The organism is Sphingopyxis sp., from assembly GCF_040216815.1.
Taxonomy (GTDB): Bacteria; Pseudomonadota; Alphaproteobacteria; order Sphingomonadales; family Sphingomonadaceae; genus Sphingopyxis.
The window spans coordinates 97,337-124,154 of record NZ_JAVJOJ010000005.1; the positions used below are offsets into that span (position 1 = coordinate 97,337).

21 protein-coding genes are annotated in these 26,818 nt (G+C 65.1%); 13 read left to right on the plus strand and 8 right to left on the minus strand.

Annotated elements, in window-relative coordinates:
• Positions 1-10: 10 nt before the first annotated feature.
• From RIA72_RS08015 to RIA72_RS08030, 4 genes are all read right to left on the minus strand, one after another.
• Complete coding sequence (locus RIA72_RS08015) at positions 11-1,273, minus strand: efflux RND transporter periplasmic adaptor subunit (RefSeq protein ID WP_053555685.1); 1,263 nt, start codon at positions 1,271-1,273, stop codon at positions 11-13.
• Positions 1,270-2,505 (minus strand): TolC family protein, encoded by a 1,236-nt coding sequence (locus tag RIA72_RS08020; protein ID WP_053555684.1) that lies wholly within the window; start codon positions 2,503-2,505, stop codon positions 1,270-1,272. Before RIA72_RS08020 ends, RIA72_RS08015 begins: the two co-directional genes overlap by 4 nt.
• Before the next feature lie 64 nt (positions 2,506-2,569).
• A complete protein-coding gene (locus RIA72_RS08025; RefSeq protein WP_053555683.1) occupies positions 2,570-2,908 on the minus strand; it encodes a hypothetical protein in 339 nt (112 codons plus the stop codon).
• Positions 2,909-2,957: 49 nt separating this feature from the next.
• A complete protein-coding gene (locus RIA72_RS08030) occupies positions 2,958-3,362 on the minus strand; it encodes a DUF3703 domain-containing protein (protein ID WP_257546369.1) in 405 nt (134 codons plus the stop codon).
• Between the two features lie 415 nt (positions 3,363-3,777).
• Here RIA72_RS08030 and RIA72_RS08035 point away from each other — a divergent pair, with 415 nt between their 5' ends.
• From RIA72_RS08035 to RIA72_RS08090, 12 genes are all read left to right on the plus strand, one after another.
• The gene (locus RIA72_RS08035; protein WP_053555682.1) at positions 3,778-4,140 is read left to right on the plus strand and encodes a hypothetical protein; all 363 of its coding nucleotides are present in this window, start codon (positions 3,778-3,780) and stop codon (positions 4,138-4,140) included.
• Between the two features lie 65 nt (positions 4,141-4,205).
• Complete coding sequence (locus tag RIA72_RS08040) at positions 4,206-5,513, plus strand: TolC family protein (RefSeq protein WP_350031717.1); 1,308 nt, start codon at positions 4,206-4,208, stop codon at positions 5,511-5,513.
• Between the two features lie 109 nt (positions 5,514-5,622).
• Positions 5,623-6,792, plus strand: coding sequence for an efflux RND transporter periplasmic adaptor subunit (locus RIA72_RS08045; protein ID WP_053555681.1), 1,170 nt, complete (start codon positions 5,623-5,625; stop codon positions 6,790-6,792).
• Positions 6,793-6,795: 3 nt separating this feature from the next.
• The gene (locus tag RIA72_RS08050; protein ID WP_053555680.1) at positions 6,796-10,038 is read left to right on the plus strand and encodes an efflux RND transporter permease subunit; all 3,243 of its coding nucleotides are present in this window, start codon (positions 6,796-6,798) and stop codon (positions 10,036-10,038) included.
• Between the two features lie 9 nt (positions 10,039-10,047).
• A complete protein-coding gene (locus RIA72_RS08055) occupies positions 10,048-10,392 on the plus strand; it encodes a DUF190 domain-containing protein (RefSeq protein ID WP_053555679.1) in 345 nt (114 codons plus the stop codon).
• 81 nt (positions 10,393-10,473) lie between these two features.
• Positions 10,474-10,944: an SRPBCC family protein gene (locus RIA72_RS08060; protein ID WP_053555678.1), complete on the plus strand. Its 471-nt coding sequence runs from the start codon at positions 10,474-10,476 to the stop codon at positions 10,942-10,944.
• A gap of 190 nt (positions 10,945-11,134) precedes the next feature.
• Entirely contained in the window at positions 11,135-13,675 is a 2,541-nt protein-coding gene (locus tag RIA72_RS08065) for a heavy metal translocating P-type ATPase (protein WP_053555677.1), read from the plus strand.
• A gap of 44 nt (positions 13,676-13,719) precedes the next feature.
• Positions 13,720-16,899, plus strand: coding sequence for an efflux RND transporter permease subunit (locus RIA72_RS08070; protein WP_350031718.1), 3,180 nt, complete (start codon positions 13,720-13,722; stop codon positions 16,897-16,899).
• A gap of 13 nt (positions 16,900-16,912) precedes the next feature.
• Positions 16,913-17,398, plus strand: a complete 486-nt coding sequence (locus RIA72_RS08075) for an SRPBCC family protein (RefSeq protein WP_053555675.1) — start codon at positions 16,913-16,915, stop codon at positions 17,396-17,398.
• A complete protein-coding gene (locus RIA72_RS08080; RefSeq protein ID WP_171013492.1) occupies positions 17,395-17,829 on the plus strand; it encodes a disulfide bond formation protein B in 435 nt (144 codons plus the stop codon). Before RIA72_RS08075 ends, RIA72_RS08080 begins: the two co-directional genes overlap by 4 nt.
• Positions 17,826-18,470, plus strand: a complete 645-nt coding sequence (locus RIA72_RS08085) for a DsbA family protein (RefSeq protein ID WP_053555674.1) — start codon at positions 17,826-17,828, stop codon at positions 18,468-18,470. Before RIA72_RS08080 ends, RIA72_RS08085 begins: the two co-directional genes overlap by 4 nt.
• 162 nt (positions 18,471-18,632) lie before the next feature.
• The gene (locus tag RIA72_RS08090) at positions 18,633-18,938 is read left to right on the plus strand and encodes a hypothetical protein (protein ID WP_137890099.1); all 306 of its coding nucleotides are present in this window, start codon (positions 18,633-18,635) and stop codon (positions 18,936-18,938) included.
• A 255-nt stretch (positions 18,939-19,193) separates the two neighbouring features.
• On the opposite strand, the gene RIA72_RS08095 is transcribed toward RIA72_RS08090, so the two are convergent.
• The 4 genes from RIA72_RS08095 to RIA72_RS08110 form a co-directional block, all read right to left on the minus strand.
• On the minus strand, positions 19,194-20,684 hold the full coding sequence (locus RIA72_RS08095; protein WP_053555672.1) for an FG-GAP repeat domain-containing protein: 1,491 nt from the start codon (positions 20,682-20,684) through the stop codon (positions 19,194-19,196).
• 27 nt (positions 20,685-20,711) lie between these two features.
• Positions 20,712-23,186, minus strand: coding sequence for a TonB-dependent receptor plug domain-containing protein (locus tag RIA72_RS08100; protein WP_053555671.1), 2,475 nt, complete (start codon positions 23,184-23,186; stop codon positions 20,712-20,714).
• Positions 23,187-23,259: 73 nt separating this feature from the next.
• Entirely contained in the window at positions 23,260-24,465 is a 1,206-nt protein-coding gene (gene metC, locus RIA72_RS08105) for a cystathionine beta-lyase (protein WP_083455509.1), read from the minus strand.
• Between the two features lie 14 nt (positions 24,466-24,479).
• Entirely contained in the window at positions 24,480-25,169 is a 690-nt protein-coding gene (locus RIA72_RS08110) for an RNA polymerase sigma factor (RefSeq protein ID WP_053555670.1), read from the minus strand.
• A gap of 314 nt (positions 25,170-25,483) precedes the next feature.
• Between RIA72_RS08110 and RIA72_RS08115 the strand changes: the two genes are divergently transcribed.
• Positions 25,484-26,809: a dicarboxylate/amino acid:cation symporter gene (locus RIA72_RS08115; RefSeq protein WP_083455508.1), complete on the plus strand. Its 1,326-nt coding sequence runs from the start codon at positions 25,484-25,486 to the stop codon at positions 26,807-26,809.
• Positions 26,810-26,818: the final 9 nt, after the last annotated feature.

Here is a 26,818-nt window from a genome sequence, read left to right on the forward strand (position 1 = left end):
TGCTCCCCGATCAATGGTCGTGGCCCGCGCCGGACTTTTCGATGTCGGCGCGAACGAGGAAACTGCCCTTGGTGACATAGGCGGTGCCGGGCTTGATGCCCGACAGGACCTCGGTCCATTCGGGCGACGAACGGCCGAGTTTCAGCATCCGGACCTCATAATCCCGCCCGAAATTGGCATAGACCACCTTGAAGTCGCGGAAGGGCTGGATCGCCTCGGTACGCACAGCCAGCGGCACGGTGACGGGATTGACCATCACGCGGCCGCGCAAGGCCATTCCGGGGCGCAGCGTTCCCGAGCGATTGGGAATGGTTGCGCGGATCAGCGCGGTGCCCGCCTCGACATTGCCGTCAGGCAGGAACTGTCCGAGCGGTGCGGTCGCAATCGCGGCGCCGTCCTGCGTCTCGACCGTCACCCGCATGCCCGGCCGGATGATCGCGAGGTCCCGCGGGAAGATGTTGAAGACGACCGTCGTCTGCGCCGGATCGGTGATGACATAGAGCGCCCGCCCGTCGGTGACATCGCCGGGGTTGGCGTTGCGCTCGGCAACGATCCCGCCGACCGTCGCATGCACGGGATAGACCTGGAGGCTCTCGCTCGATTCAATCCGCGCGAGAAGTTCGCCGCGGCGAACCGTATCGCCCACCGCCTTGGTCACCGAGACGACGCGGCCCGGGAATTGACCGCGAATTTCGGAACGGGCCGTTGGCGACAATTGGACGGTGCCATAGAGTTCGCGCATCTCGCCGACCGTCGCCGGTCCGACGATAGCGGTCTCGATCCCGCCGGCCTTGGCGGCGTCGGCCGCGATCCGCGTGCGTCCCTCGGGATTGGCATATTGCCAGACGTGGCGTTTGCCGCCAGTCACCGCGACGACTTTGACATCGAAGCTGTGCGGTTCGGTGACGACGCCTTGCCCTGCGAGGAACTTGCCTTGCGGGCGGAAGGTGAAGCGATCGACGTCGCCACCAAGCCGCGTGAGCGAGATCGCGAGCTGGACTTCCTTGGGATTGACCGGCTTCCCGTCTCGGGTGGCAAAAACTCGGAACTGCGGCTCGGTGCCATTCTCGAAAATCGTGACTTCGACAGCGAAATCGCCATTCTTGAGCAATTTACCGCCATTCGGGCCCTCGGCGTCTTCTTCGCCTTCGCCCTCGTTATGGCTCTCGCCTTCTGCATGCTTGTCTTCGCCTTCGGCTCCGCCGCCGCAGGCAGCGAGGGGGACGGCAAGGAACAGCGCCGCCGCAGCGGCGGGAAATGGAAATTTCTTCATGGAATATTCTCCGCAAGGGGAGCCGCATCGAAGCGGCCGGTCAGGCGATCGATTTCCGCGAGCAAATCGCGGTAGCGCGTCATGGCCTCGGCCCACTGACCCTGAATCTGGATGATGACGTCGGCGGCATCCTGCACATCGGCGAACAGGAAGCCGCCGCGGGCATAGCCTTCGCGCACCTGACCGAGCGTCTTCACCGCCTTGGGATAGACGTCGTTCATGATGCCCTCGGCCCGCACCCGTGCGGCGTCGGCATCGGCGCGCAGCGACGCGAGGCGCCGCAGCCGTTCGAGGCGGCTCGCTTCGGACTGGAATTCGAGCTGCCGCCGTTCGGCCTGGGCCCGGGCGATATTGCCCTGGTTGCGATCGAAGCGTCCGAGCGGGATCGAGATTCCGCCGAGAACGGCGACATCATTGGTCTCGCGAAGGAAGCGAGTGCCGCCCGACACCGTATAGTCCTGGTGCGTGCGGCTTTGCTCGACGACAACCTGTGCCCGGGCGCGGTCGACGGCCGCGTCGAAGACGGCCGCATCGGCCTCGGCGAGCGGTGGATCGCGCGGATCGGGCTTCTCGATCCCCTCGGCAATGACGAGGCTATCGGGCGTGCCGCCCCAGAAGGAGGCCAGCAGCGCGCGCGCCGACTGACGCTTCGCCTGGGCCTCCTTGAGCGCCAGTTCCGCTTCGAGGATACGAGCATCGGCGCGCGTCTCGACGAACAGCGGATCCTTGTAACCCCGCACGCGGCGGATCGCCTCGCTGCGTATTTCCTTCTCGAGCTTGACGCGATCCTCGGCGATCCAGACCATCTGCTCGGCGATCTGGACGTCGATATAGGCGCGCTGCACGTCCTGGGCGATGTCGAGCCGGACGAGCCGCCACTGCGCCTCGGCCAGAACGACCCCGCGCTCGGCAAGCGCCATCCGCGCCTCCCGCTTTCCGCCGCGCTCGAGCGGCTGCGAATAGGTGACGGTCAGTTCTGACTGTCGGAACAGGCCATAGCTGCCCGTGCCGACGCCATTGTCCATATCGACCGAGACGGTCGGATTGGGACGAACGCGGGCTTGCAGCTGGTCGGCACGCGCGGCGTCGACCCCCGCTTCACCCGCTCTGAGCTCTGGCGATGCAGCGATGGCCCGCTCGACCGCCTGGTCGAGCGTTAGCGGCTGAGCCCATACGGACCCCGCCAGCAGCGCAGCCCCGGCCAACAGGGCGGCGCGCATATGAATATGCATGAATGATCACTCCTGAACGGTTCGGCTGAGCGCAGGCCGGGAAGGGCTGCGCGGCAGGCGTCGTTCAGGCGAGGGGCGGGTTCAGGGGAGGCGCGAGGGCGCGCGAAGCGAGGCGCGTGGCGGGCAGCGCGAAGTGCAGGCCGCCGGAAAAGCAGGATAGATCGTCATGGCCCGCAAGGGCCTGGTCGGATGCGACCGGGCAATTATGGTGGCTGCCGTGGAGGTCGGCATCCTGCTGACCTTTTTGCGTGTCCTTGCCCGACGCATGGCCCGGTTCCGCATGGTGGGACAGATGCGAATCCGTCGCATGGTGCGTCATGCCCGCCATCGCCGGTGCAGCATTGTGGAGCCCGCTGAGAAGCAGGATTAACACAAGGAACAGCCGAAGGGGAGCGCCGGACATGCGCGCGCCCCTAACAGCGAATGGCTTGTTCCGGAAGTCCAAAACCGGATCAGCCCTTTCGGGCGTCGCGTTCGGTCGCCGACCGGGCCGCCTCGATCAGTACCGCCAGGCCCTCCGGCAGCGGCATCGGATCGAAGGCGCTCACGTGCGCGCGTCCATTGTTCCCGGCCGGGAGCCGGCCGGTCAGCGAGCCGAGCGGGACGAGCAGGAACCGCATCGCCTGACCGGCGGCTTCGCGGCTATCGCCGAGTTCGATCGCATAGCGGAACATGTGCCAGTGCGAGGCCAGATGCGGGCCCATATAGGGCTGGCTCAAGATATGCTCCCATTCCAGCGCCCGCCACGCGGCGGCTTCATCGCCGAATCGTCTTGATTCGCGGAACAGGCGACATTGGTCGCGCAGGAGCGGCGCGACGATGGCCCGGGTCAGCGGTTTTTCAGTCGATGTCATCATGCAGGGTCCCCATTTTTGTCCAGGGAAGGCTTTTGCACCCTGTAGTAGATACAGGGTCAAGCCCTCATGTTGCCGTTCGCCGCCTCAATGCGAGATTTCCGATTTACCGACCTGTCCGGCACGAATCCCGCCGCCCGTGCGCGGGCCAGTACAAAAAAGGATAGAAGCAATAGCGTAAGGCCGGAACTAAGATTGAAAGACAATCGTAGCACTATTGTGCTTAACGCCCGGTTGTTCGACGGATATCCTGTTCCTCTAGGCGGTGTAATAAGTATTTCTAAGACGGATACACGCCTTGGTTGCAATCATGAGATAACATTACAGCATCCTTTCGGGGGTTCGAATAGTGCCGCCGAAGTTGATTGAAAATCTTCTACTTTTCATCGCGCTATTTCGATGCTAGGGGCCGGTTCCAATGCGACGGGTAATCCTCCTCTTGCTGACCTTTCTCCTTGCATCCGGAACGGTTGCAGGATCGCTCGCGCATGCGACCGAGGATCGGGCCGAGGCGAGCCTTTTTGTCGCGGCGATCGAAGCGGGCTGCGTGAGTGCGCCGGCTACCGAAAGCGCCGAGCCCGACAAGAAAAAATCGTCGCCCGGCGAAAAGCAGCAGGTGCCTGCCGCCGCTCATGGTTGCCATGGCCACCATTCGGGCGTCCCGGCGGAAACGCTTTCGGCAGCGACCGAAACGCCTGCCCCTGAAGCGCATACGCGCATCCTGACAGCCGCCTTGCCGCCCGTCGCCTACATCGGGACGTTCCGCCCTCCAATCGCCTGACGCTCTAGGTCTGCGCGCGCCCTTCGCGTGCGCTTCTCCCTGGAAACGTCAGGAGTCTCCTTTTCATGAAATCCATAGTTGTCGCCGCGAGTATCGTGGCGCTCGTTGCAGGCGCAAATTCCGCGCCCGCCGCTGCCCAGTCGGCAGCGACGGAGCTGGTGGGACCGCCTTCTTCCGCAGGCGAGGCCGTGCGTACCGGCCCGCTTCCCGCTCGATTGTCCCTCGCCCAGGCGATGGAGGAGGCCGACGCGCGCTCGCCGCGCGTGGTTGCCGCCGAAGCCGAAGTGGAGGCCGCGCGCGGTCGCCAGCGTCAGGCGGGCTATCGCTTCAACCCCATCCTTAACGTCGATGTCGAGAATTTTGCAGGCACTGGCCCCTACTCGGGTCTGAATGGTCTCGAAACGACGGTCTCGGTCAATCAGCGTCTCGATATCGGCGGGCGCCGCCGCGCGCGCATGACGCTCGCCGACGCCGAGTTTCTGGCCGCGCAATATCGGCTTGAGATTGCCCGCGCAGATCTCGCGCTCGAGGTTCGTAACCAGTTCGCGACCGCGCTCGCGGCCCGCGACAGTCTGGCGCTCGCGCGCGAGAATGAAGCGCGCGCTCGCGAACTCGTCCGCGTGGCGCAGGCAATGGTCGACACCGGGAACGAGCCGCCGCTGCGGGCCTTCCGTGCCAACGCGGCGCTGGTCCAGGCAACCGCCGAACTGCGCACCGCCGAGGCCGAGGAACGGACGGCGCGCCGTTCGCTGGCAGCGCTTCTCGGCAGCTCGGTTGCTCCGGCCGAACTGGTCGAAGGCGACCTGTGGGTGATGCCTGCCTCGGTTGACCCGCTGGCCACGCTCGACGTGCGGCTTGCCGAGACCGACCGCCTCATCGCCGAAGCTCGCCTCCAGGGGCAGCACGCCGACGGTCGCCTCGACCCATCGGTTGGCTTCGGGGTGCGGCAGCTTCGCGATACAGGTGATCGCGCGCTCATTGCGAATGTCTCGGTGCCGCTCCCGATCTTCGATCGCAACCGCGGCAACATCTCGGCCGCCAAGTCCGACGTTGCTGCCGCCATCGCGCGGCGGGAGAATGCGGTCGTCAACGCCGAGGCGAAAATCGCCAACGCCCAGGCCGAACTCGACGCCGCCCAAGCTCGCCTCGCGGCGCTTGAGGGCAGCGGCATCGAGCAGGCGCGCGAAGGTGTCCGGCTCGCCGAACTCAGCTACCGCGCCGGCAAGTCATCGCTCGTCGAATATATCGACGCGCAGCAGGCTTATGCGGCAACGCAGGCCGAGCTGATCGCGGCGCGCCAGGCCCGGGCCGAAGCCCGCGCCATCCTCTCGCGCCAGGCCGCCGCCGACGGCGATGCGGATCATCAGCCATGAGCGCGCCGAGCCTTCCAGTGGACGGGGGCGCATTCGCTGCCGTTCTTCCAAGTCAACAGGGGTGCGCCGCCGGTCGGCGCGCGAACCGCATCAACAGCGGAGATAGAATATGATCACCAAGGACAAGCGTCTCCTCGGCACTGTCGCGGGCGCCATGATACTCGCCGCCGTCACGGGCTTCGGCGTTGCACGTTGCACCGCCGACCCGGCCGCCGCACCGGCGGCCGAAGGCGAAAAGGAAGCGGCGAGCGAAGCCCTTCCGAGCAGCCTCGCCATCGCGCCCGATGCGATCAAGGCCGCCGAGATCGGCGTCGAGACGATCGGCGCCGGCGGACTCGGTTCGGAAATCATCTCGCAAGCGACCGTTACCGCCGCACCGAGCGGCGAGGCGATCGTCACCGCCCGCGCGGGCGGTGCGGTCACACGCCTCTTCAAGCGGTTAGGCGATCCGGTCAGCGCCGGCGAGACGATCGCGATCGTGCAGAGCCGCGACGCGGCCCAGATCGCGGCCGAACGGATTGCCGCCGATGCGCGCTCGACCCTTGCGCAGAAGAATCTCCATCGCGAGAAGACGCTGTTCGATCAAAAGGTGTCGGCGCGGGTCGATTACGAGCAGGCGCAAGCCGAAGCGGCGGCCGCCGCAGCGGAGGCGCAACGCGCGCGTGCCGCAGCGAGCGCCGCGCAGGTTACGCGCGATGGCAGCAGCGTAATCGTGGCCAGCCCGATATCAGGGCGGATTACGGCGGAGAACGCCAGTCTGGGCGCCTTCGTCCAGCCCGAAACCGAATTGTTCCGCGTTGCCGATCCCAGCAAGGTGCAGATCGAGGCCGCAGTCGGTCCGGCCGATGCACAGCGGCTCTCGCCCGGAGACCGCGCGATCATCGAACTTCCCGACGGGCGGACGATCGATGCCCGTGTGCGGGCTGTTACCCCCGGACTTTCCGGCGACACGCGATCGGCGACTGCCGTGCTCGATGTGCCCGGAGCGCTGCAGCCGGGCCTTGCAGTCCGGGTGCGTCTGCTTCCGGGCCGCGGCGCCGAAACCGGTGGGCCGGCACGGATCGTGATCGCCGACGAAGCGCTCCAGACGCTCGAAGGGCGCGACGTTGTGTTCGTCCGCACGAAGGACGGCTTCCGCGCGCAGCAGGTCACCGTCGGCCAGCGCAGCGCGGGCCGTGTCGAAATCCTCTCCGGGCTGAAGCCGGGCCAGATCGTCGCGACCAAGAACGCATTCCTGCTCAAGGCCGAACTCGGCAAGGGCGCGGGCGAGGAGGAATAAACCGTGATCGCGAAACTGATGGCGCTATCCGTCCGCGCGCGCTGGGCGGTACTCTTTCTCTTCCTCGTGATAGCCGGGCTCGGCGTATGGCAGCTGACCAAGCTGCCGATCGACGCGGTTCCCGACATCACCAACAAGCAGGTGCAAATCAACACGATCGATCCGCGTCTTTCGCCGGTCGAAATCGAGAAGCTCGTAACCTACCCGATCGAAATCTCGCTCGCCGGCATTCCGGGGCTCGAGACGACACGCTCGATCTCGCGCAACGGATTCAGCCAGGTGACGGCAATCTTCACTGATGAAACCGACCTCTATTTCGCGCGCCAGCAGGTGGGCGAACGGCTTCTCCAGGCGGGCGAGAATCTTCCCGATGGGGCCCAGCCGCAGATCGGTCCCGTGACGACGGGTCTCGGCGAGGTCGTCATGTACACCGTGGGCTACAAGAACCCCGACGGGAAGGGCGCCAAGAAGGTCGCGGGCCAACCCGGCTGGCAGCCGGACGGCAGCTACCTGACCCCCGAGGGCGATATCCTCACCGACGAGATCGCCAAATCGGGCTATCTTCGCACGGTTCAGGACTGGATCGTCAGCCCGCAGCTCAAGTCTGTCGGCGGCGTCGCCGGCGTCGATTCGATCGGCGGCTATGCCAAGACCTTCGTGGTCGAGCCCGATCCGACCCGCCTCACCAGCTACGGTATTTCCTATAGCGAACTTGGCGAAGCCCTGGAACGCGCCAACCTCGCGGTCGGTGCCAACTACTACAATCGGGCAGGCGAAGCCTATCTCGTGCGCGTCGATGCGCGCGTGCGCTCGGTCGACGAAATCCGCAACGCCGTCGTCGCGACGCGCGGCGGCGTGCCCGTCACGGTCGGACAGCTCGCCAATGTGAAAATCGGCGGCGACCTCAGAACCGGTGCGGGCAGCATGAACGGCAAGGAGGCGGTCATCGGCACAGTGCTCATGCTGATCGGGCAGAACAGCCGCACTGTTGCGGAGGATGTATCGGCGAAGATTGCGCAGGTGTCGAAAACCCTGCCGCCCGGCGTCGAAGTGAAGGTGGTGCTCGACCGCGCCAAGCTGGTGAACGCCACCGTCGGGACGGTTGAAAAGAACCTGACCGAAGGCGCGCTGCTCGTGGCGGCCGCGCTCTTCTTCCTGCTCGGCAACTGGCGTGCCGCGATCATCGCGGTGCTCGTTATCCCCTTCTCCTTCCTGATGATGGCGATGGGAATGAACGCCTTCCGGGTTCCGGGCAACCTGATGAGCCTCGGCGCGCTCGACTTCGGTCTGATCGTCGACGGGGCGGTGATCATCATCGAAAACTGCCTCGCCAGACTGGCGCACCGGCAGGAACATGAAGGGAGATTGCTCAACCTTCGCGAGCGCCTCGAGGAGACGATGCGTGCCAGCCAGGAGATGATCAAGCCGACCGTCTTCGGGCAGGCGATCATCCTGCTCGCCTTCGCGCCGCTGCTGATGTTCACGGGCGTCGAGGGCAAGACCTTCTCGCCGATGGCCATCACCATCATGCTCGCGCTCGTCGCCGCCTTCATCCTTGCCATCACGCTGGTCCCGGCGCTCGTCGCGCTGATGATCCGCGGCAAGGTTGCCGAGAAGGAAGTCTGGGCAATCCGCAAGTCGAAGGAGCGCTATCTCCCGCTGCTCGATAAGGCGCTCGCAAAGCCTTGGGCTTTCATCGCCGGCGGCTTTGCCTTCTTCGTCCTTGCCATCCCGGCCTTCGGACTGCTGGGCTCGGAATTCATTCCGCAGCTCGACGAGAAGAATATGGCGCTCGCCTCGACGCGCGTGCCTTCAGTGAGCCTCGAACAGTCATTGGCTATGCAGCGCAACGTCGAGACGGCGATCTCAAGCCTGCCCGAAGTCGAGCTGATGTTCTCGAAAACGGGTACAGCCGAGGTGGCGACCGACCCGATGCCGCCAAACATCTCGGACGGCTTCGTGATCCTGAAACCGCAGGACCAGTGGCCGGCGGACGTCAATTCGAAGGCCGATGTCGTTGAGCGCATCGAGAAGGCCGCCGGGGGCCAGCTCGGCCAGCTTTACGAGGTTAGTCAGCCGATCCAGCTTCGTTTCAACGAACTGATCGCGGGTGTGCGCGGAGACGTCGCCATCAAACTCTACGGGGACGACCTCGACAAGATGTCGCTCGCCGCGAACGAGATGGTGCGCGTGCTCCAGGGCATTCCGGGTGCGGGTAGCGTCAAGGCCGACCAGGTCGGTGGCGCTCCGACGCTCGACGTGAAGCTCGATCGCAATGCGATCGCGCGCTACGGCCTGTCGGTGCAGGAAGTCGCCGACACGGTGTCGGCCGCACTCGGCGGCCGCGAATCCGGCCTGCTTTATGAAGGCGACCGCCGGTTCGACATCACCGTGCGCGTGCCCGATGCCACCCGCGTCAATCTCGACGACATCCGCGCGCTTCCTGTCCTCCTTCCCTCGGAAGGCGGCAATCGCGGGCAGATACCGCTCGCGCAGGTGGCGCAGATCCGGCTGACCGAAGGGCTCAACCAGATCAGCCGCGAGAATGGCAAGCGGCGCGTCGTCGTGCAGGTGAACCTCGAAGGCCGCGACGCGGGGTCCTTCGTGGCAGAAGCGCAGGCGAAGATCGCTAATGTGAAGCTCCCGGCGGGCTACTATCTCGAATGGGGCGGGCAGTTCGAAAGCCTGCAGGCCGCATCGAAGCGGCTCTCCATCGTGGTGCCGCTCTGCTTCGCGGGCATTTTCATCCTGCTCTACATGGCGCTCGGCACCTTCGGCCGCGCAACCGCCGTGTTCCTCGCGGTCCCTCTGGGTCTCGCGGGCGGGGTATTCACGCTGGCGCTTACCGGGATCAACTTCTCCGTGTCTGCGGCGGTGGGCTTCATCTGTCTCGCAGGTGTTGCGGTGCTCAACGGTCTCGTCGTGATGACGGCGATCCGAGAACGGCTCGAGAATGACGTCCCGCTCACGGAGGCAATCCGTGAGGGCATGACCGAGAAGATGCGCGCGGTGATCATGACCGGTTTCGTGCCCGCGATCGGCTTCGTGCCGATGGCGATCGCGACCGGAACCGGCGCCGAAGTGCAGAAGCCGCTCGCGACCACCGTCATCGGCGGCCTCATCGCGGCGACTATCCTGACGCTTCTCGTCCTGCCCGCGATCGCCAAGGTCTTACTCGGGTCGAACTGGCAGCCCGGTTTCATGAAACGCAAATCCGAACCGGCCGGCACGCCGGTCACTGAATAGGAGAGGATCATGCAAAAAGCGTCCAAGCTCTTGCGCGTCTATACCGACGAGTCTGCCTTCTTCGGCGATCAACGTGTCTTCGAGTTCATTGCCGAACTCGCCCGCCAGCAAAAGCTGGCGGGGGTGACCGTCCTCGAAGCGGTCCTCGGTTTCGGACGCTCGGCGCATCTCCATCGCAAGCATGCGCTGGAGAATGACCGGGCGGTCGTGATCGAGATCATCGACGAGGAGCAGCGGCTCCGCGACTTTGCGGCGCAGCTGACCGAAATACCGGACGTCGGGCTAATCACGCTCGAAGCGGTCGACATCCTCGGCGGGAAATCCGCCGCGGAGCCTCCCGATGTCCAGAGCTGACCGGCAAATTGCCGGTTTCCACCGCGGCGCAGGTCCCCGGCCTGCGTCGCGGACCAGCTTGCCGGAGCGAGGGGGCGGCCGATGTTTTCGGTAGGCTCCTCGCTCCGCCTGCCGGTCCCGATCGGGCGGGTATGGCGGCTGATCGTCGACATCGAGCGGTACGGTGACTGGCATCCGACGCTCCGCTTCACCGATCGCCCCGGTGATGAAGAGCGACTGGACTATGTCTACTCCCCGCGCGGGCCGCGAGGCCCCGAGCTGTCGGCCGAGGGCCGGATCACCGGTCTCGACTGGCTCTCGGGTTTTTCATGGCGGACGGGCCTGCGCGGTCTGCTCGTCATCGAGGAAAGCTACCGGCTCGAAAAGCTCGGTCAGGGTGTCGAGGTGACCCACCGGCTCGACTGCCGCGGGTTCTTCTCCTGGCTCGGCTATCCCTTTCTGCGCCGTGCCTGCTCGGTTTTCCTGCGCCGCTCGAACGCAGCGCTCGAAAAGCATTTCCGCCGCACCACCGTCCAGTCCCGCTACGCGCGGCCGAGCGGACGGCGCGCATGATTTTAGTTTCGAAACCTGGCCGTCGGAGGCCCCTCTCATTCGCCCCCCTCACCACGGGCAGGGATCTCCGGCGGTAAGGGAGGTGCGGGAGCCGGGTCGCATCCCGCAGAGGCTCCCGCACCTCATCCTGCCGTGCGTTTAACATGCGCCCCGATCGCAATGCCGATCGCCAAGAGAAAAGGATGGCATCATGAGTGACCAGTTGCGGCTCGATATTCCGCTTCTCCTTCCCGAGGTCGCCGATACCGCCGACCGCTGCGTCGCGCGCCTCACGAGCGAACTCGAAGGACGTGACGGCGTCGACAAGGTCCATGTTGTTCGCTCAAGCGACGGTTCGCCGCCGCAGCTCTGCATTCACTATCGGCCGGACATACTCCCGCTCGAACGGGTGCGCCAGCTGGCGCGCAGCGCCGGCGCCGTACTCACCGGTCGATATCAGCATCTCTTCTGGAACGATCTCGAAGGTGTCGGCCACGCCCGGCGTGCGCGGACGATCGGGCTGCGCCTTCGCGAAATTCCCGGCGTGATCGAGGCCGAAGTCGGCGCGGCGGGGACGTTGCGCGCCGAGTTCGAGCGCTCGGAAACCTCCATCGAGACGATCAGAAAGATACTTTTGGATATGGGCGTTACCCGGAAATCGGCCGCCGTCGCCGCGGCTGTCCCGGCCCAAGAAGGCCACATCCATGGTGACGATGGCCATGATCACGGCCCCGATCATGCCCATGGGCCGGACCATAAACATGGCCACAAGGGATCGGATGATCATGATCATGGTCATGATCATGGCGGAATATTCGGTGAGCGCACCGAGCTGATCTTTGCGCTCCTCTGCGGCCTCGTCCTCGGCATCGGCTTCGCCATCGAGAAATCGGGCGTCGCTCCCGAATGGGTCAGCTTCGGCTTCTATCTCGCGGCCTATGGCTTCGGCTGCTGGTTCACCGTCCGCGAAGCGATCGAAAATCTGAGGCTCAAGCGCTTCGAGATCGACACGCTCATGCTCGTTGCCGCAGCGGGCGCGGCGGCGCTAGGGGCATGGGCCGAAGGCGCGCTGCTGCTCTTCCTCTTCAGCCTTGGTCACGCCCTCGAACATTATGCCATGGGACGAGCCAAGCGCGCTATCGAGGCGCTCGCCGAACTCGCGCCGCAGACCGCGATCGTAAAGAGCGCCGACGGCAGCACGCGCGAAGTGTCGGTCGAACTGCTGCAGATCGGCGACACCGTCGTCGTCAAGCCCAACGAGCGGCTCCCGGCCGACGGATTCGTGACAGTGGGCCGCACCGCGGTCAATCAGGCGCCCGTCACCGGCGAAAGCGTGCCCGTCGACAAGGAACCGGTGGCGGACCGGGTGCTGGCCGCCGCCAAGCCCGATGGGCTCGATGCGAAATATCGTGTCTTTGCGGGCACCATCAACGGCTATGGCGCGATCGAGATCGCGGTCACGCGGCTTGCCGCCGACACCACGCTCGCCAAGGTCGTCAAGATGGTGAGCGAGGCGGAAACGCAGAAGTCGCCGACCCAGCGCTTCACCGACAAGTTCGAGCGCATTTTCGTGCCGAGCGTGCTCGCCCTCGTGTTCGTCCTGCTCTTCGCCTGGGTCGTCGTCGATGAGCCTTTCCGCGACAGCTTCTACCGCGCAATGGCGGTCCTCGTCGCGGCAAGCCCATGCGCGCTCGCGATCGCGACGCCGAGCGCTGTGCTTTCGGGCGTCGCGCGCGCCGCGCGCGGCGGGGTGCTCGTGAAAGGCGGCGGGCCTCTCGAGAATCTGGGATCGCTGACCGCGCTCGCCTTCGACAAGACGGGTACATTGACCGAGGGCAAGCCGCGCATCACCGATGTCGTGCCCGCTACCGGCGTGCCCAAGGAAGAGTTGCTTCGCATCGCCGTCGCGGTCGAGCGGCTCAGCGACCATCCGCTTGCCGCCGCGATCGCGCGCGATGGCGAGGCCATGCTGACCTCGGCGCGCGTGCCGGTGGCGGACGACCTCAACAGCCTCACGGGGCGCGGCGTTACCGCGAAGGTCGAAGGCGAGACTGTCCAGATCGGAAAGGTGGAGATGTTCGGGACCGACGGCATCGCGCCGATCGGCGACGAAGTGGCGACGGCGATTGCCGGCCTTCGCGAACAGGGCCGCACGACGATGGTGGTCCGTATGGGCGACCGCGATCTGGGCGCGATCGGTCTGATGGACACGCCGCGCGAAGCGGCGCGCACGGCGATCGCTAGGCTCCGCGAGCTCGGGATCAGACGTATGATCATGATCTCGGGCGATCACCAGAAGGTCGCCGAGTCGATCGCCGCCGAAGTCGGGATCGACGAGGCCTGGGGCGACCTGATGCCCGATCAGAAGGTCGACGCCATTCGCGATCTCAAGGCCGAGCAGCCGGTGGCCATGGTGGGCGACGGGGTCAATGACGCGCCCGCGATGGCGAGCGCAACCGTCGGCATCGCCATGGGCGCCGCTGGGTCGGACGTCGCCCTCGAAACCGCCGATGTCGCGCTCATGGCCGACGATCTTGCCCATCTGCCCTTCGCCATCGGGCTCAGCCGGCAGACGCGGCGGATCATCCGCCAGAATCTCGTAGTGAGCCTCGGCGTCGTGGTCGTGCTCGTGCCGGCAACCATCCTCGGGCTGGGCATCGGCCCCGCGGTGGCCGCGCATGAGGGCTCGACACTGGTCGTGGTCGCCAACGCGCTACGGCTCCTCGCCTATCGCGACCGCAGCGCGGCCTGAGAGGCCAACGCGGCGGCGAGGCGAGACCGGAAAGGGGAGAGCGGATGAACTTCAAGAATATCTCGGCCTGGTCCATCCGGAACCCGATCCCGCCGCTCGTCATGTTCTTCGGCCTGACGGTCGCGGGGATCGTCTCCTTCCTCATGATGGGGGTCCAAAGCGATCCCGACATCGATTTTCCGGGCGCGATCGTCATCATCGCGCAGCCGGGCGCCGCACCCACCGAACTCGAAACGCAGGTCACCCAGCGCGTCGAAGCGGCGGTGCGCACGATCGAGGGGATCGACGAGCTCAACTCGACCGTCACCGAGGGCCAGTCGCAGACCTTCGTCCAGTTCGCGATCGGGACGCCGATCGACCGGGCGGTCACCGATATCCGCGACAAGATCACCCAGATAAGGAGCAACCTGCCGAACGGCATCCTCGAACCGCAGGTCATCCGCCTGTCGACCTCGGGCAATACGCTGGCTTATTGGTCGGCTTCGGCCACCGACATGACGCTCGAGGAATTGAGCTGGTATGTCGATAATGTCGTCGCCAAGCGGCTGATTGCCGTCCCCGGCATGGGCGACGCCTATCGACGGGGCGGCGTCAGCCGCGAAATCCGCGTCATCCTCAACCCCGAACGCATGCGCGCTTACGGCCTGACTGCCGCCGCGGTGAACACCCAGCTCGTCCAGCTCAACGTCAACGCCGCGGGCGGCCGGATGGAGGTCGCTGGATCGGAACAGGCGGTGCGCATCCTCGGCAATGCCAGTAGCGCGAACGCGCTCGGCGAAACCCTGATCTCGGTCGGCACCAACCGCACCGTGCGCCTCGCGGACATCGCCGAGGTCAAGGACCTCTACGCCGAGCAGCGCTCGGTCTCGAAGCAGGACGGACGGCAGGTGCTGACCTTCGGGTTCGAGCGCGCGAAGGGCGCCTCCGACGTCACCGTCTATGACGCGGCGGTCGAGGAGTTGCGCAAGCTCGAGAAGGAAAACCCCAAGATCAAGTTCACCGAGCTGTTCAGCGATATCGAATATACCAAGGGCCAATATCATTCGGCGATCAACGCGATGGTCGAGGGCGCGATCCTCGCGGTCATCGTCGTCTTCCTGTTCCTGCGCGACTGGCGCGCGACCCTTATCTCGGCGCTCGCAATCCCGCTCTCGGCGGTCCCGACCTTCCTCTTCATGGACCTGATGGGCTTCTCGCTCAACATGATGACCCTGCTCGCGCTCAGCCTTGTCGCCGGCGTCCTCGTCGACGACGCGATCGTCGAGATCGAGAATATCGTCCGCCACATGCGGATGGGCAAATCCGCTTACCAGGCCTCGATCGACGCCGCCGACGAGATTGGCCTGGCCGTGCTCGCGACCACCATGACGATCGTCGCGGTCTTCCTGCCCGTCGGGCTGATGCCGGGGGTCGCCGGACAATATTTCAAGAATTTCGGGCTGACCGTCGTCGCGGCGGTGCTGATGAGCCTCGCGGTCGCGCGCATGATCACGCCGATGCTCGCCGCTTATTTTCTCTCCGCGCAGGGTCCGCAGAAGCATGGCGAAGGCCCGCTGATCGACACCTATATGCGCGTGCTGCGCTGGAGCCTCGATGCCAGGGCCGCCGATGCGGCCCGCGCCCGAGGCGATCGCTGGAAATGGCTCGCCTACATCAAGGATCACCGGCTCTGGGTCGTCGGTATCGGGGTACTCGCGCTCTTCGCGACCATCTTCAGCTTCTCGCTGCTCCCGATGACCTTCCAGCCGTCGATCGATTCCGACACGAGCCGCGTCGCAATCCAGCTCGCTCCGGGTGCAACGCTCGAACAAACCGAGGCAGTGGCCGACGAGGTGACCGATCTCATGAAGCGCGACCCGCTCGTCGAATCCGCCTTGTCGCGGATCGATGTCGGCACGGCGACGGTCTATCTGAAATTGCGCAAGGACCGCGAACTCACCTCGACCGAGTTCGAAAAGGACCGCGCGCCGCGGCTGGCTGCGGTTCCCGATGCGCGCATCAACTTCCAGTCGCAGCATGGCGGCGGTGGCGGCAGCAGCCGCGACATCTCGATCACACTCGGCAGCGACGACCCGAAGAAGCTTGAAGATGTCGGCAACCGGCTGCTTGCCGAAATGGCCAAGGTGAAGGAAATCCGCTCGCCGCGCGTCGAGGGCAATCTTCAGCGCCCCGAGATCGTCATTTGCCCGCGCTTTGCGCTCGCCGCGCAGCTCGGGGTGACGACACAGGCCCTCAGCCAGTCGATCCGCGTCGCGACGCTTGGTGAGATTGACCAGAACAGCGCGAAATTCTCGCTATCCGATCGGCAAATCCCGGTTCGCGTCGCGCTCGCGGAAACCGCGCGCGAGCGGCTCGATACGCTCCGCAATATGCCGGTCCCGACCCGCAACGGCGGAACGGTGCCGCTCTCGGTCGTCGCTGAGATCGGCTTTGGCGCCGGCCCGACCCAGATCAATCGCACCAATCAGGTGCGCCAGCTCACCATCGGGGCCGACCTCGCCCCGGGTCTGGTGACGGGTCAGGCGATGGAAAAAGTCGAGGCGCTGCCCGCGCTCAAGCAGCTTCCCGCCGGCGTCACGCGGCTCGTGCTCGGCAGCGCCAAATGGCAGGCCGAGATGCTGCGTAACTTCGCAATCGCGGTGGTGTCGGGCATCTTCCTCGTGCTCGCCGTTCTGATCCTGCTCTATCGCAAGATCATCCCGCCCTTCGTCAACATGGGTTCGCTGCTGCTCGCCCCGCTCGGCGGTGCGATCGCGTTGCTCTTGACCGGCTATCCGCTGTCGCTCCCCGTCTTCATCGGGGTGCTGATGCTGCTCGGTATCGTCGGCAAGAACAGCATTCTGCTCGTCGATTTTGCGATCGAGGAAATGGCGTCCGGCGTGCCGCGCGACGAGGCGATCGTCGACGCGGGGCACAAGCGCGCGCAGCCGATCCTGATGACCACGGTCGCGATGGTCGCGGGCATGATCCCGACCGCGCTGTCGCTCACCGGCGACGGTGCATGGCGCGCGCCGATGGCGGTCACGGTGATCGGCGGTCTCATCCTTTCGACGATGCTGACGCTGCTGATCGTACCGGCGTCCTTCAGCCTTGCGGCGGGCTTCGAGCGCCGGATGGCCCCGCGCCTGCGCCGCTGGTTCACGACCGGCGGCGCGCACGCCGACCCATCGCCTGCGGGCGTCACCGACATCGGCGCGGGGCAAAGCCCGGCGGCCGATCGATAGAGGAGTGAAGTTGATGGAGTTCGAGCGGGAGCATGACCTCCCCTATAGTCCGGAACAGATATGGGCGGTCCTCGGCGATTTCGAGAACCACCGGATCTGGAATCCCTATGTCCGGATCGAGCGGCTTGCCGAGGACCCGATCGCGATCCGCTATTCGATGCGAATGGATCCCAACAAGCCCAAGTTTCTCGAAGTCTCCGCGACGGTCCTTTCCGCGCGCTCCGGCGAGGAACTGATTCTCGACGTAAAGCCGAGCTTCATCCTCCAGTTCGAGGAGAGCTATATCCTGACCCGGACGCCGGAAGGGACCAAATTCCTCCATCGCTATCGCTGCCGCGGACCTTTTGCCTGGCTCCGGCTTCCCGGCATCCAGACGAGCTTTCAAAGGATGCTCGCATCGATCGACGGCATCCTGCTCAGCTACCTCAAGTCCAAGTACAGCAAGCCGCAATCGCCGCCGCGGCGGCCCAAGTCGAAGTTCAAAGGTGGTCGGCGATGACGAGCTTTCCGATGCTCGCGCCGCACAAATGGCGTCCGCTCGGCGCGGCCTGGGCAATTGCCCTCCTGTCGAGCCTAGCTGTCCTCTTCGTCGGTGAGGTCATGGGCCAGGCGCCGTGCGATCTCTGCTGGTTCCAGCGCGCTTTCATGTTTCCGCTCGCGATCATTCTCGGCATCGCGGCGTTCATGTCGGACCGCGCCGTCGTTCCTTATGGGCTGGCGCTGGCTTTCGGCGGCGGTCTCGTCGCTTTCTATCACAGCCTGCTCTACGTCGGCGTCATTCCGGCCCAGATCGTCCCCTGTACCGGCGGCCCGTCATGCTCGGGAGAGAGCATGGCAATCGGAGGCGTGCCGCTGCCCCTCCTGTCGCTGGCCGCGTTTGCGCTCATCCTTATCCTCTTGCTCAACTTCCAAAGGAGACTGAAATCATGAACAGACGTATCGGTGTCGTTGCCACGCTTGTCCTCTCGGCACTCGCCTTCACCGGCGGCGCGATGCTCTACAGCGGAACCGCCGAGGGCGAACCCACGAAGAAGGTCGTGGCGGGGCCGGTCGACAGCCTCATTCGTCCGCACTCTCCAATCATCGGTCCAAAGAATGCGCCGGTGACCATCGTCGAATTCTTCGACCCCTCGTGCGAGGCCTGCCGCGCCTTCTATCCGACGGTGAAGGGCATCGTCGCCAAATATCCCAAGGATGTGCGTCTCGTGATGCGCTACCTGCCGCTCCATCCCGGCTCGGCCGAGGCGATCGTGATCCTCGAAGCCGCGCGCGTGCAGGGCAAGCTCCAGCCCGTAACGGCGGCGCTGCTCGAGGCGCAGCCCGACTGGCACGACGGCAAGATGGACGGTGCCTGGGCCGCGGCCGAGAAGGCCGGCCTCAATGTCGCGAAGGCGCGCGCGATGCCGACCACCGATGCAATGGCCTGGATGGAGCAGGACATTGCCGACGCGCGTGCGGTCGGCGTCAAGGGCACCCCGACCTTCTTCGTCAATGGCGAGATGCTCGTCCAGCCGAGCCCCGAACAGGTCGAGGCCAAGGTTCAGGCCGCGGTCGCGGCGATGGGGCAATGAGCCGGAGCGGGGTGTCCCTTGACGGGGTAGCGAGCCGCTCCAGCATCTCGTCCTGCCGCAGCACTGGCCCGAGTGATCCACCGGCTCGTGTTCGGGTGCGATATTCACAGTGCGTTCAATGACGAAGGGGGAGTTTGCAGGTTCGTAAAAGGAGAGACAGACATGCGAAAATTTGTGCAGTTCGCGGCGGCGCTGCTCGCATTTGCGATCCCGGGCACCGCAATGGCTCAACATCATGGTGATCGTGGCGGCTGGAGTGGCAGCCATGATGCTCCGCGCGGACATGACCGCGATTACCGGCCCATTCGGCACAGCGCCCCCACTTATGGCCACGACCGGGGCTATCGTTCCTACGATCCCTATTATCGCGGCAACGCTCATCGGTTCGAGCGGCGCGATCAATACGAACGGCGCTACCAGAAGAGGCGACAGCATCATCATCACCGGGGCCGTCACTGGCGAGGCTAGGCGCGGCGAATGCCGTCTCCGCGTCAGGTAGAGCGACCTCTCTGATCGACAACAACCTTGCCTTGGTGCGCAAAGCCAGGGAGGGCATCGTCGGCGACGATAGCAGAGCCGCTTCAAAGGCCGGCGTAAGGCTGCGCCAACAAGCAGGCCGTGCTGACCTTCGAGCCGTTTGCCAGCGCAGGGCCGTTCATACGCGGTCACAGTTTCATGGATATCATTCGGGTAACCGGATTGGAGCCGCATCGCCCGCCGGGGCTACCGCTCACGGATCACGAGTTCGGTCCCGGCATAGCGCTCCGGGCGAACATGCTCGATCCGCTGCGTCCGGCGGCTCGCCCTGTTCATGAAGGTGACTTCGACGGTCACCGGCGTCATGGAGGCGAGGCCGAAGTGGACCGGCTGGGTGCCTTGCGAATTATAGCCTTCGCCGGTCGAGACCAGACGCGTCGCGACGATCTGGCCGGCGGCGTCGTAGAGCCGGACTTCGGCGCCCATGCGAGTGAAACGCCCCGCCTTGTCGAGGACGCGCACCGAAAGGCCGCGCCGCGCCGCCTGCTTGCCCGGATCGTTATGGAAGAGGAAATGGCCGCCGGTCGCGGTGTATCCGCGTGTGACCGAGAGATCGAGCGCGCCGTCGCGGTCATAGTCGATCCACTGGATGCCATGATCGGCGACGTTGAGCGCCGAACCGGCGGGCAGGATGTTCTCAAAGCCCTTGCCTCCGAGGTTGCGATAGAGGCGGTTTGCGGGCTGCTGCGCACCCGACTTTCCGGTATAAGCGGCGACGAAGAGGTCGAGCCAGCCGTCATTGTCGAAATCACCCCAAGCGGCGCCGACGGCATGATTGTCCTCCGCGAGGCCGAGCTCGGGCGCGACATTCTCGAAGCTGCCGTCGCCCTTGTTGCGGTAGAGGATGTTGACGCCGTAGCTCGCGACGAACAGGTCGAGTTCGCCGTCATTGTCATAGTCGCCGATCGCGCAACCGACGCTGCCATCTTCGGCCGGACGGCCGGGGCGGTCTATGCCGAGCGCGGGAGCTACGTCGACGAAGCGACCGCCGTCGTTGCGCCACAGTGCGTCGGTTGCGCCCGACTGGTTGGCGAGGAAGAGATCGAGATCGCCATCGCGGTCGTAATCGAACCAGCAGGCACCTACGGTCGGCCGCGCGTCGTCGCCTGCCTGTTCGGCGTCGACGCGCACGAAACGGCCCGCATCCTGGCGAAACAGCGCATTGGGGCCAGCGCGGTCGGCAGTGAAAAGGTCCAGGTCGCCGTCATTGTCGTAATCGACCCAGCTCGATTGCCGCGCCGAGCGTCCGGGAACGACGGGTGTGAGGTCCTGGCGGATGAAACGGCGGCCGCTCTCATTGCGGAACAGAAGGTTGGCTTCGGTCGCCTTGGTGGCGCCGGCATAGAGATCGAACCAACCATCGCCGTCATAGTCGCCCCATGACAGCCCGCGCATCTCGGCGCCGGAGACGGGCAGGCCCATCGCGGCACCGATGCTGGTGAAATGGCCGCGGTCGTTGCGGTAGAGGCGAATTTCGCCGGTCTTGATCGACACGGCGAGGTCGAGATCGCCATCACGGTCGAAATCTGCCCAGCTGTTGGAGAGCGAGCCGGGAATGGTGAAATCGGCGGTCTGGACGGGCGCGAAGGCGGGAACGGTCGTCCCGGCCGCCCCGCCGCCGGCAATGCCGGTCGAAAGGGCGGCCCAGGACAGGATCCGCATCAGTTCATCGCGCATGATGCGGACTCCTGAGGACGGTGGGGATCAGAAATCGAGCGCGATCCGGCCATAATAGTAGCCGCCATATTGGCCGAACGGCCCGGCGCCATAGGGCGCGAGCCCGATGGTGTTGGCGACGGTCGTGCGGTCGGGATAGACATCGAAGATGTTATAGGCGCCCGCGGCGACCCGAAACTTCTCGGTCACGCCGTAGGAGACCTCGAGATCGGTGATCCACTTGGCGCCGAAGCTCTGGTCGTTGACGGGAAGGCCGCCGACGAGATTATCGAGCGACTTGAATTTGTCGTAGCGCGTTTCCTTGACGTTAATCGTGAAGGGACCGGATTCGAAGTTGGCGCCGAGGATCAGCTTGGTCTTGGGAGTCGAGGTGAACCAGCCCTGGGTGCGCCGGTCGAACAGGGTCAGGCCGAGGCCCGCGAGTTCGCTCGGGTTGGCTGCGATCTTCCTGATGTCGGTGTCATTATAGTTGAAGCCGACGCTCGTGCGCAGGCGTCCGGCACTGCCGACGTCGAACGCATAGGTGCCCACGACATCGACGCCGCGCGTGCGCGTGTCCACGGCATTGGTGAAGAAGCGCACCGACTGGTCACCCGAGAAGCCGTTGGCGATCAGGATGTTCCGGATCCCCGTGCCCGACAACAGGCCGGTCAGGGTGATGCGGTCGTCGAGATCGATCTGGTAGGCGTCGACCGAGAGCGAGAGGCCCGCCGCCGGTGTCAGCGTGAAGCCGAGGCTGTAGTTCTTCGACTTTTCAGGCTTGAGTGGCTGCGCGCCGAGCGCCTGCGCGACCGCCGAGTTCGTTTTCACGATCTTGGTGAGCACCGGGATATAGACGCCGCCGACAAGGTTGATCGACGTCGAGGTCTGCGCGAAGTCCTGCTGCGCCAGCGAGGGCGCGCGGAAGCCGTTGCTGAACGCACCTCGCAGTGCGAGCCAGTCGGTCAGCTCATAGCGTGCGCTCACCTTGCCGCTGAAGACGCTGCCCGAGCTGTCGTCGAAATGCTCGAAGCGCCCCGCCGCGGTGACGAGGAAGCGCGGGCTGACGTCGAGCGCGAGATCGACATAGCCCGCCCAGATGTTGCGGTTCACGTCCGCGGCATCTTCGGGGGTAACGACGATCGCACCCTGCGCCCCGACCTGTGCCGGGCGCCCGGCGAGTGGGCCGGTCGGGTAGAAATAACCCCCGGCACGGTAGCTGTCGACGTCGAGCGGCTTGGTGACGTAATTCTCGTAGCGATATTCGGCACCCATCGAGACCTGAAGCGCCGTCTCGCCGCCGAGCTCGATACGGCGGGTGAGATCGAGGTTGTTGGTCCACTGGTCGAACGCCGAACTGAAGGTCTTGAACTCGGTCGGGCTCGACGGACCGATCGACGCGTTGAGCGTATTTTCGGCGCCATTCTTGGCATAGTTGCGGCCATAAGTGCTGCTGAGATCGATGTTCCAGCCCGCAGTCTCGCCGCGAAGGCCGCCGGTGAATTGGAAGTCGGTTTCCTGCAGCGTGTAGTAAGGCGTGAAGCCGTCGGGATAGATCTGGATGATGTTCTGGTTGCTGTTCGGGCGGCGGCCGGCCTGGCCGACGCGCGCGTCGCGATAGCCGAAGGTGCCATCCGAGTAGAAGGTGACGTTGCCGAGCGGCAGGACGAGCGTTTGCGCGACCTTGACGTCCTTCACGTCGGGGAGGCCACCTTGATAGGTGCGGCGATTGGCGGTGAGCTCGCGCGGATCGGGTACACCGCCGGCGAGCGGGAAATAAAGCGCCCCGGTTACGTCGGTGTTGCGCACGGCGGCGTTGGCCTTCTTGCCTTCGACCGACAGTGTGAACGAACCGCCGTCGCCGAGCGCGAAGCCGTGCGAGACGCTGCCCGAGATGGTCTCTCCGTCGCTGCCGCTGCCGTCTCGGCCATAGCGCTGGCCGGCTTCGAACGTCGCCTTGCCGCCCGAGTCGTTGGTTTTCAGGATGACGTTGATCACGCCCGCGATCGCATCCGAGCCATATTGCGCCGAGGCGCCATCGCGCAGGACTTCGATGCGCTCGATTGCGCTCGACGGGATGAGGTCGAGATCGACCGGGTTGCCGCCCTGCGACGTCGCGCCCGAGTTGAAGTCGATGATCGAGCTGTTGTGACGGCGCTTGCCGTTGACCAGCACGAGGACATGGACGCCCGAAAGGCCGCGAAGTCCCGCGGGGCGCGTCAGGCTGTTGAACGACGAGCTGCCCACGGTCGTCGACTGGAACGACGGCACGAGCTGCGTCAGCGCGTCGCGCAGCTGCATGCCGCCGCCGAGCTTTTCAAGCTCTTCGCCGCCGATCACGTCGATCGGGGTCGGGCTCGAAATGACGGTACGAGCTTGGCCACGGGTGCCGGTGACGATGATTTCGGACTGGGAGGCCGTTTCACCGGCGTTGTCGGCCGGGGCATCCTGCGCGAAGGCAGGCATGGAGATGGCGGCGGCGACGCAGGACGCCCCCACCAGCAGTCTCGTATATTTTTGCATGGTCTTGCTCCTGAATACGGAAAATCGTTCCCCCGGTGAACCTGCGATTTTTTGTTTTCCGCTTGTTCGGCGCTTATCCTGCGGCCCTCAACTTACGCGGTGGCGCTGCGGTGTCCTGCGAAAGGGTGCCGAGCCCTTGCCGCAAATCCGCGATGAGGTCATCCACCCTTTCGAGCCCGATGTGCAATCTTAGCAAGGGGCCGGGATAGCTGAGCTTGTGGGTCCGGGCCTTGAGCTGCGGGTCGACGGGAATGGCGAGGCTCTCATAGCCGCCCCAGCTGAAACCGAGACCGAAAAGCTTGAGCTGCTCAACCATCGCGGCGACAGCCGTTTCGGGTGCGGGCTGGAGTACCGCGCCGATCAGGCCGCAGATGCCCGTGAAATCGCGCTTCCAGATCGCATGACCCGGATCGCTCGGCAGCGCGGGGCACATCACCGAATGGACTTCGGGCTGCGCCTCGAGCCATTTGGCGACCTGAAGCGCGGCGGCGCCATGTTGTGCGAGACGGGTATGGAGTGTCCGCAGACCGCGGATCGCCATATAGGCGTCGTCGGGCGATACCGCCCAGCCGGTCTCGTAGCTCGACGCCGCGAGCAGTTCGGCGGCATGGCCCTTCGCCGCGGCGAGCCCCATGAACACGTCCGAATGGCCGCAGACATATTTGGTGAGCGACTGGATGCTCACGTCGACGCCGTGATCGAGCGGCTTGAAGAGGACGCCGGCCGACCAGGTATTGTCGATCACGGTCATGATCCCGGCTTCCTTCGCCATTGCGGCGATCGCCGGGATGTCCTGCATTTCGAAGCTCAGCGAACCGGGGGATTCGAGAAAGATCACACGGGTCTTCGGCGTTATCATCGCGCGGATGGCTTCGGCATCGTCGGCGGGATCGAAGTAGCGCGCGGTGACGCCGTAGCGCGCGAGCGTGCCGGCAAGGAAACGCCGGGTCGGATTATAGACGGTGTCGCAGGCGAGAACTTCGTCGCCGACGGAGAGCAGCGCGAGCAGCGTGCCGGTGATCGCGGTGAGGCCCGAGGGATAGATGAAGGCTTCATCGGCATTCTCGAGATCGCGCAGGGCATCGCGCAGCGTGCGCTGGGTCGAGAGGCCGACGCGGCCGTAGGTGACCTTGCCGCCGTCGTAGAGCGCCTCACAGCTGGGCAGGAGAACGGTCGAGCCGCGCTGGATTGGCGGACCGGGGGTCCGCTGGAGCGCGTCGCACGGGGTATCGCCGTGGATGAGCCGCGTCTGCTCGTGAACCATACTGCAAAGCGTCATCTATATTTTCTTTCTCAGATGGAATTGGAGAGGAGTTTCTGCCGCTGCGGCGACACGCCGTTGCGATGTGCCGCGACGAGATCGCTGCGGCGGACGACCGAGAGCGCCTTGGCGGCCTTGGTCACATGTTTTTCGATGGCGCTCGTCGAGATGTTGTAGCGGTTCGCGAGGCTCTTCAGGCTCGACCCTTCGACACGGATCGCGACGAGGATTTCCTGCGTCCGCTCGGGAAGCTGGCTGAGCATGGTCTCGACAGCGCGGACCTCATCCTTGGCAAGCAGGATGCGCAGCGGCGACATCTCGTCGACCGGATGGTCAGGTTCGTCGAGCTGGCAATGGCAGTCGCTGCGGCGCGTCGTCTGGCGGCGATGGCGATCGATGAGCGCGGCCTGCGCGGCCTGGAAGAGATAACATTTGGGATGGGCGACCGCGGCGGCGTCGGCGCGGCGAATGATGCTGAGGAGAACGTCCTGGAGAATGTCGTCGAGGTCGGCGACCGGGACGCGGCGGCGGAGATATTTCCTGAGTAGCGGGAGGTGCGGCCAGAAAGCTTCGACAAGATCGGGCGCGGCGTTGTCGGACGGCAAAGCGGGAGTGGCCGGCGGCTTTTCCGGAGGTGGAGCGATAAGTTCGAACGTCTGCCAGCCATCGCCGGCCGTGACGTTTTCAGTCTCATACTCGGCCCCATAGGCACTGAATGTCATCGTGCGTCCCCTTGTGGCGACATTTTATGACATGAGTGCTAGGGTGAATTCATCACCGACTTTGGCAGGAATTTGGCGAATGTTGGGATGTTTGAACTGATAGTTCGGTATTCGGTCGATCAAATGATCGAAATCCTACATGAACAACGTCGGTCCGGTCGAATCATCTGCCCCGGAGTCGCCTCGGAACTGCAACATTTGGCGAGGGACCGCAAAACTTCCTCGCGGAATCGCGCTTTGGGCGATGGGGTGTTCGGTTCGTAGCGCGTCAAAGCAAAGGGGCCTCCCGCATCGGAGGTAGGAGGAGTGATCGCATGGCGAGAACCTGGCTTATTTTGTCGGCGCTGGTCGCTGGACTGGCGCTGGGCGTGGGATGGACGCGGCTCGGGCTCGCTGGTCTCATCGATGCGGTAACGATTGCGGACAGCATCGGCGGTATCTGGCTCGACGGACTCAGAATGACGATCATCCCGCTCGTCGTCTCGCTCCTGATCACCGGGATCGCAAAGACGGTCGATAGCGCGCGCGGCGATCGCGTCGCGATGCGCTCGGTCGTCACCTTCGTTGCGCTGCTATGGATTTCGACCGCGATGGCGGCGCTCCTCATTCCCGCGCTGCTCGGTATCTTCCCGATGCCGGCCGACGCCGCGCGCTCGCTCACGGGGAGCCTTACGACATCGGCCCATGTCGAGGCGCCAACGGTCGGGATTGCCGCCTTCCTCCGCTCGATCGTACCGACCAATCCGTTTGCCGCGGCCGCGAACGACGCGCTTCTTCCGCTCATCCTCTTCACCGCGGTCTTTGCGGTCGCGCTGGCGCGGCTGCCCGCGGTGCAGCGCGAGCCGGTGACCGCCTTCTTCGACACGATCGCGAGCGCGGTGCTGCTCATCGTCGGCTGGGTGCTCGCGCTCGCGCCGATCGGCGTGCTCGCGCTGGCCTTCGGGGTTGGCGCGCGCGCCGGCACCTCGGCGATCGGCGCGCTCGCCCATTATGTCGTGATCGTGTCGAGCGCCGGGCTTGCCGCCTGGGCGCTCGCCTATCCGGTCGCGGTATTCGGTGGCCGCGTGCGTCTTCTCGCCTTCGCGAAGGCGGTCGCACCCGCGCAGGCGGTCGCGCTCAGCACCCAGTCGTCGCTCGCCTCCTTGCCGCCGATGCTGAAGGCATCGACCGATCTCGGGATCGACCGCTCGGTGTCGCGCGTATCGCTGCCGGTCGCGGTCGCGATCTTCCGCGTTACGAGCCCGGCGATGAACCTCGCAGTCGCCATCTATGTCGCGCACTGGCTTGGCATATCGCTCGCGCCGTCCACGATCGCGGCGGGCGCCGCGGTGGCAGCGATCACGACGATCGGGTCGGTGAGTCTGCCTGGACAAGTGAGCTTTCTGACCTCGATCGCGCCAATCTGCGTCGCGATGGGTATTCCGATCGAGCCGCTCGCCCTGCTGATCGCGGTCGAGATGATCCCCGATCTCGTGCGGACGGTTGGCAATGTGACCATGGATGTCGCTGCGACGACGGCGATCGCACGGATGGGGCCTGCGTCGGATGCCGTCAGTGAGGCCGCCGATGGATATGGAGGCGGCGAGGATGACGCCTCGTCGCGACCCGCGCCTTCCTTCGTTGGCGCGCAAGACGTTTGAAGGAGGAAA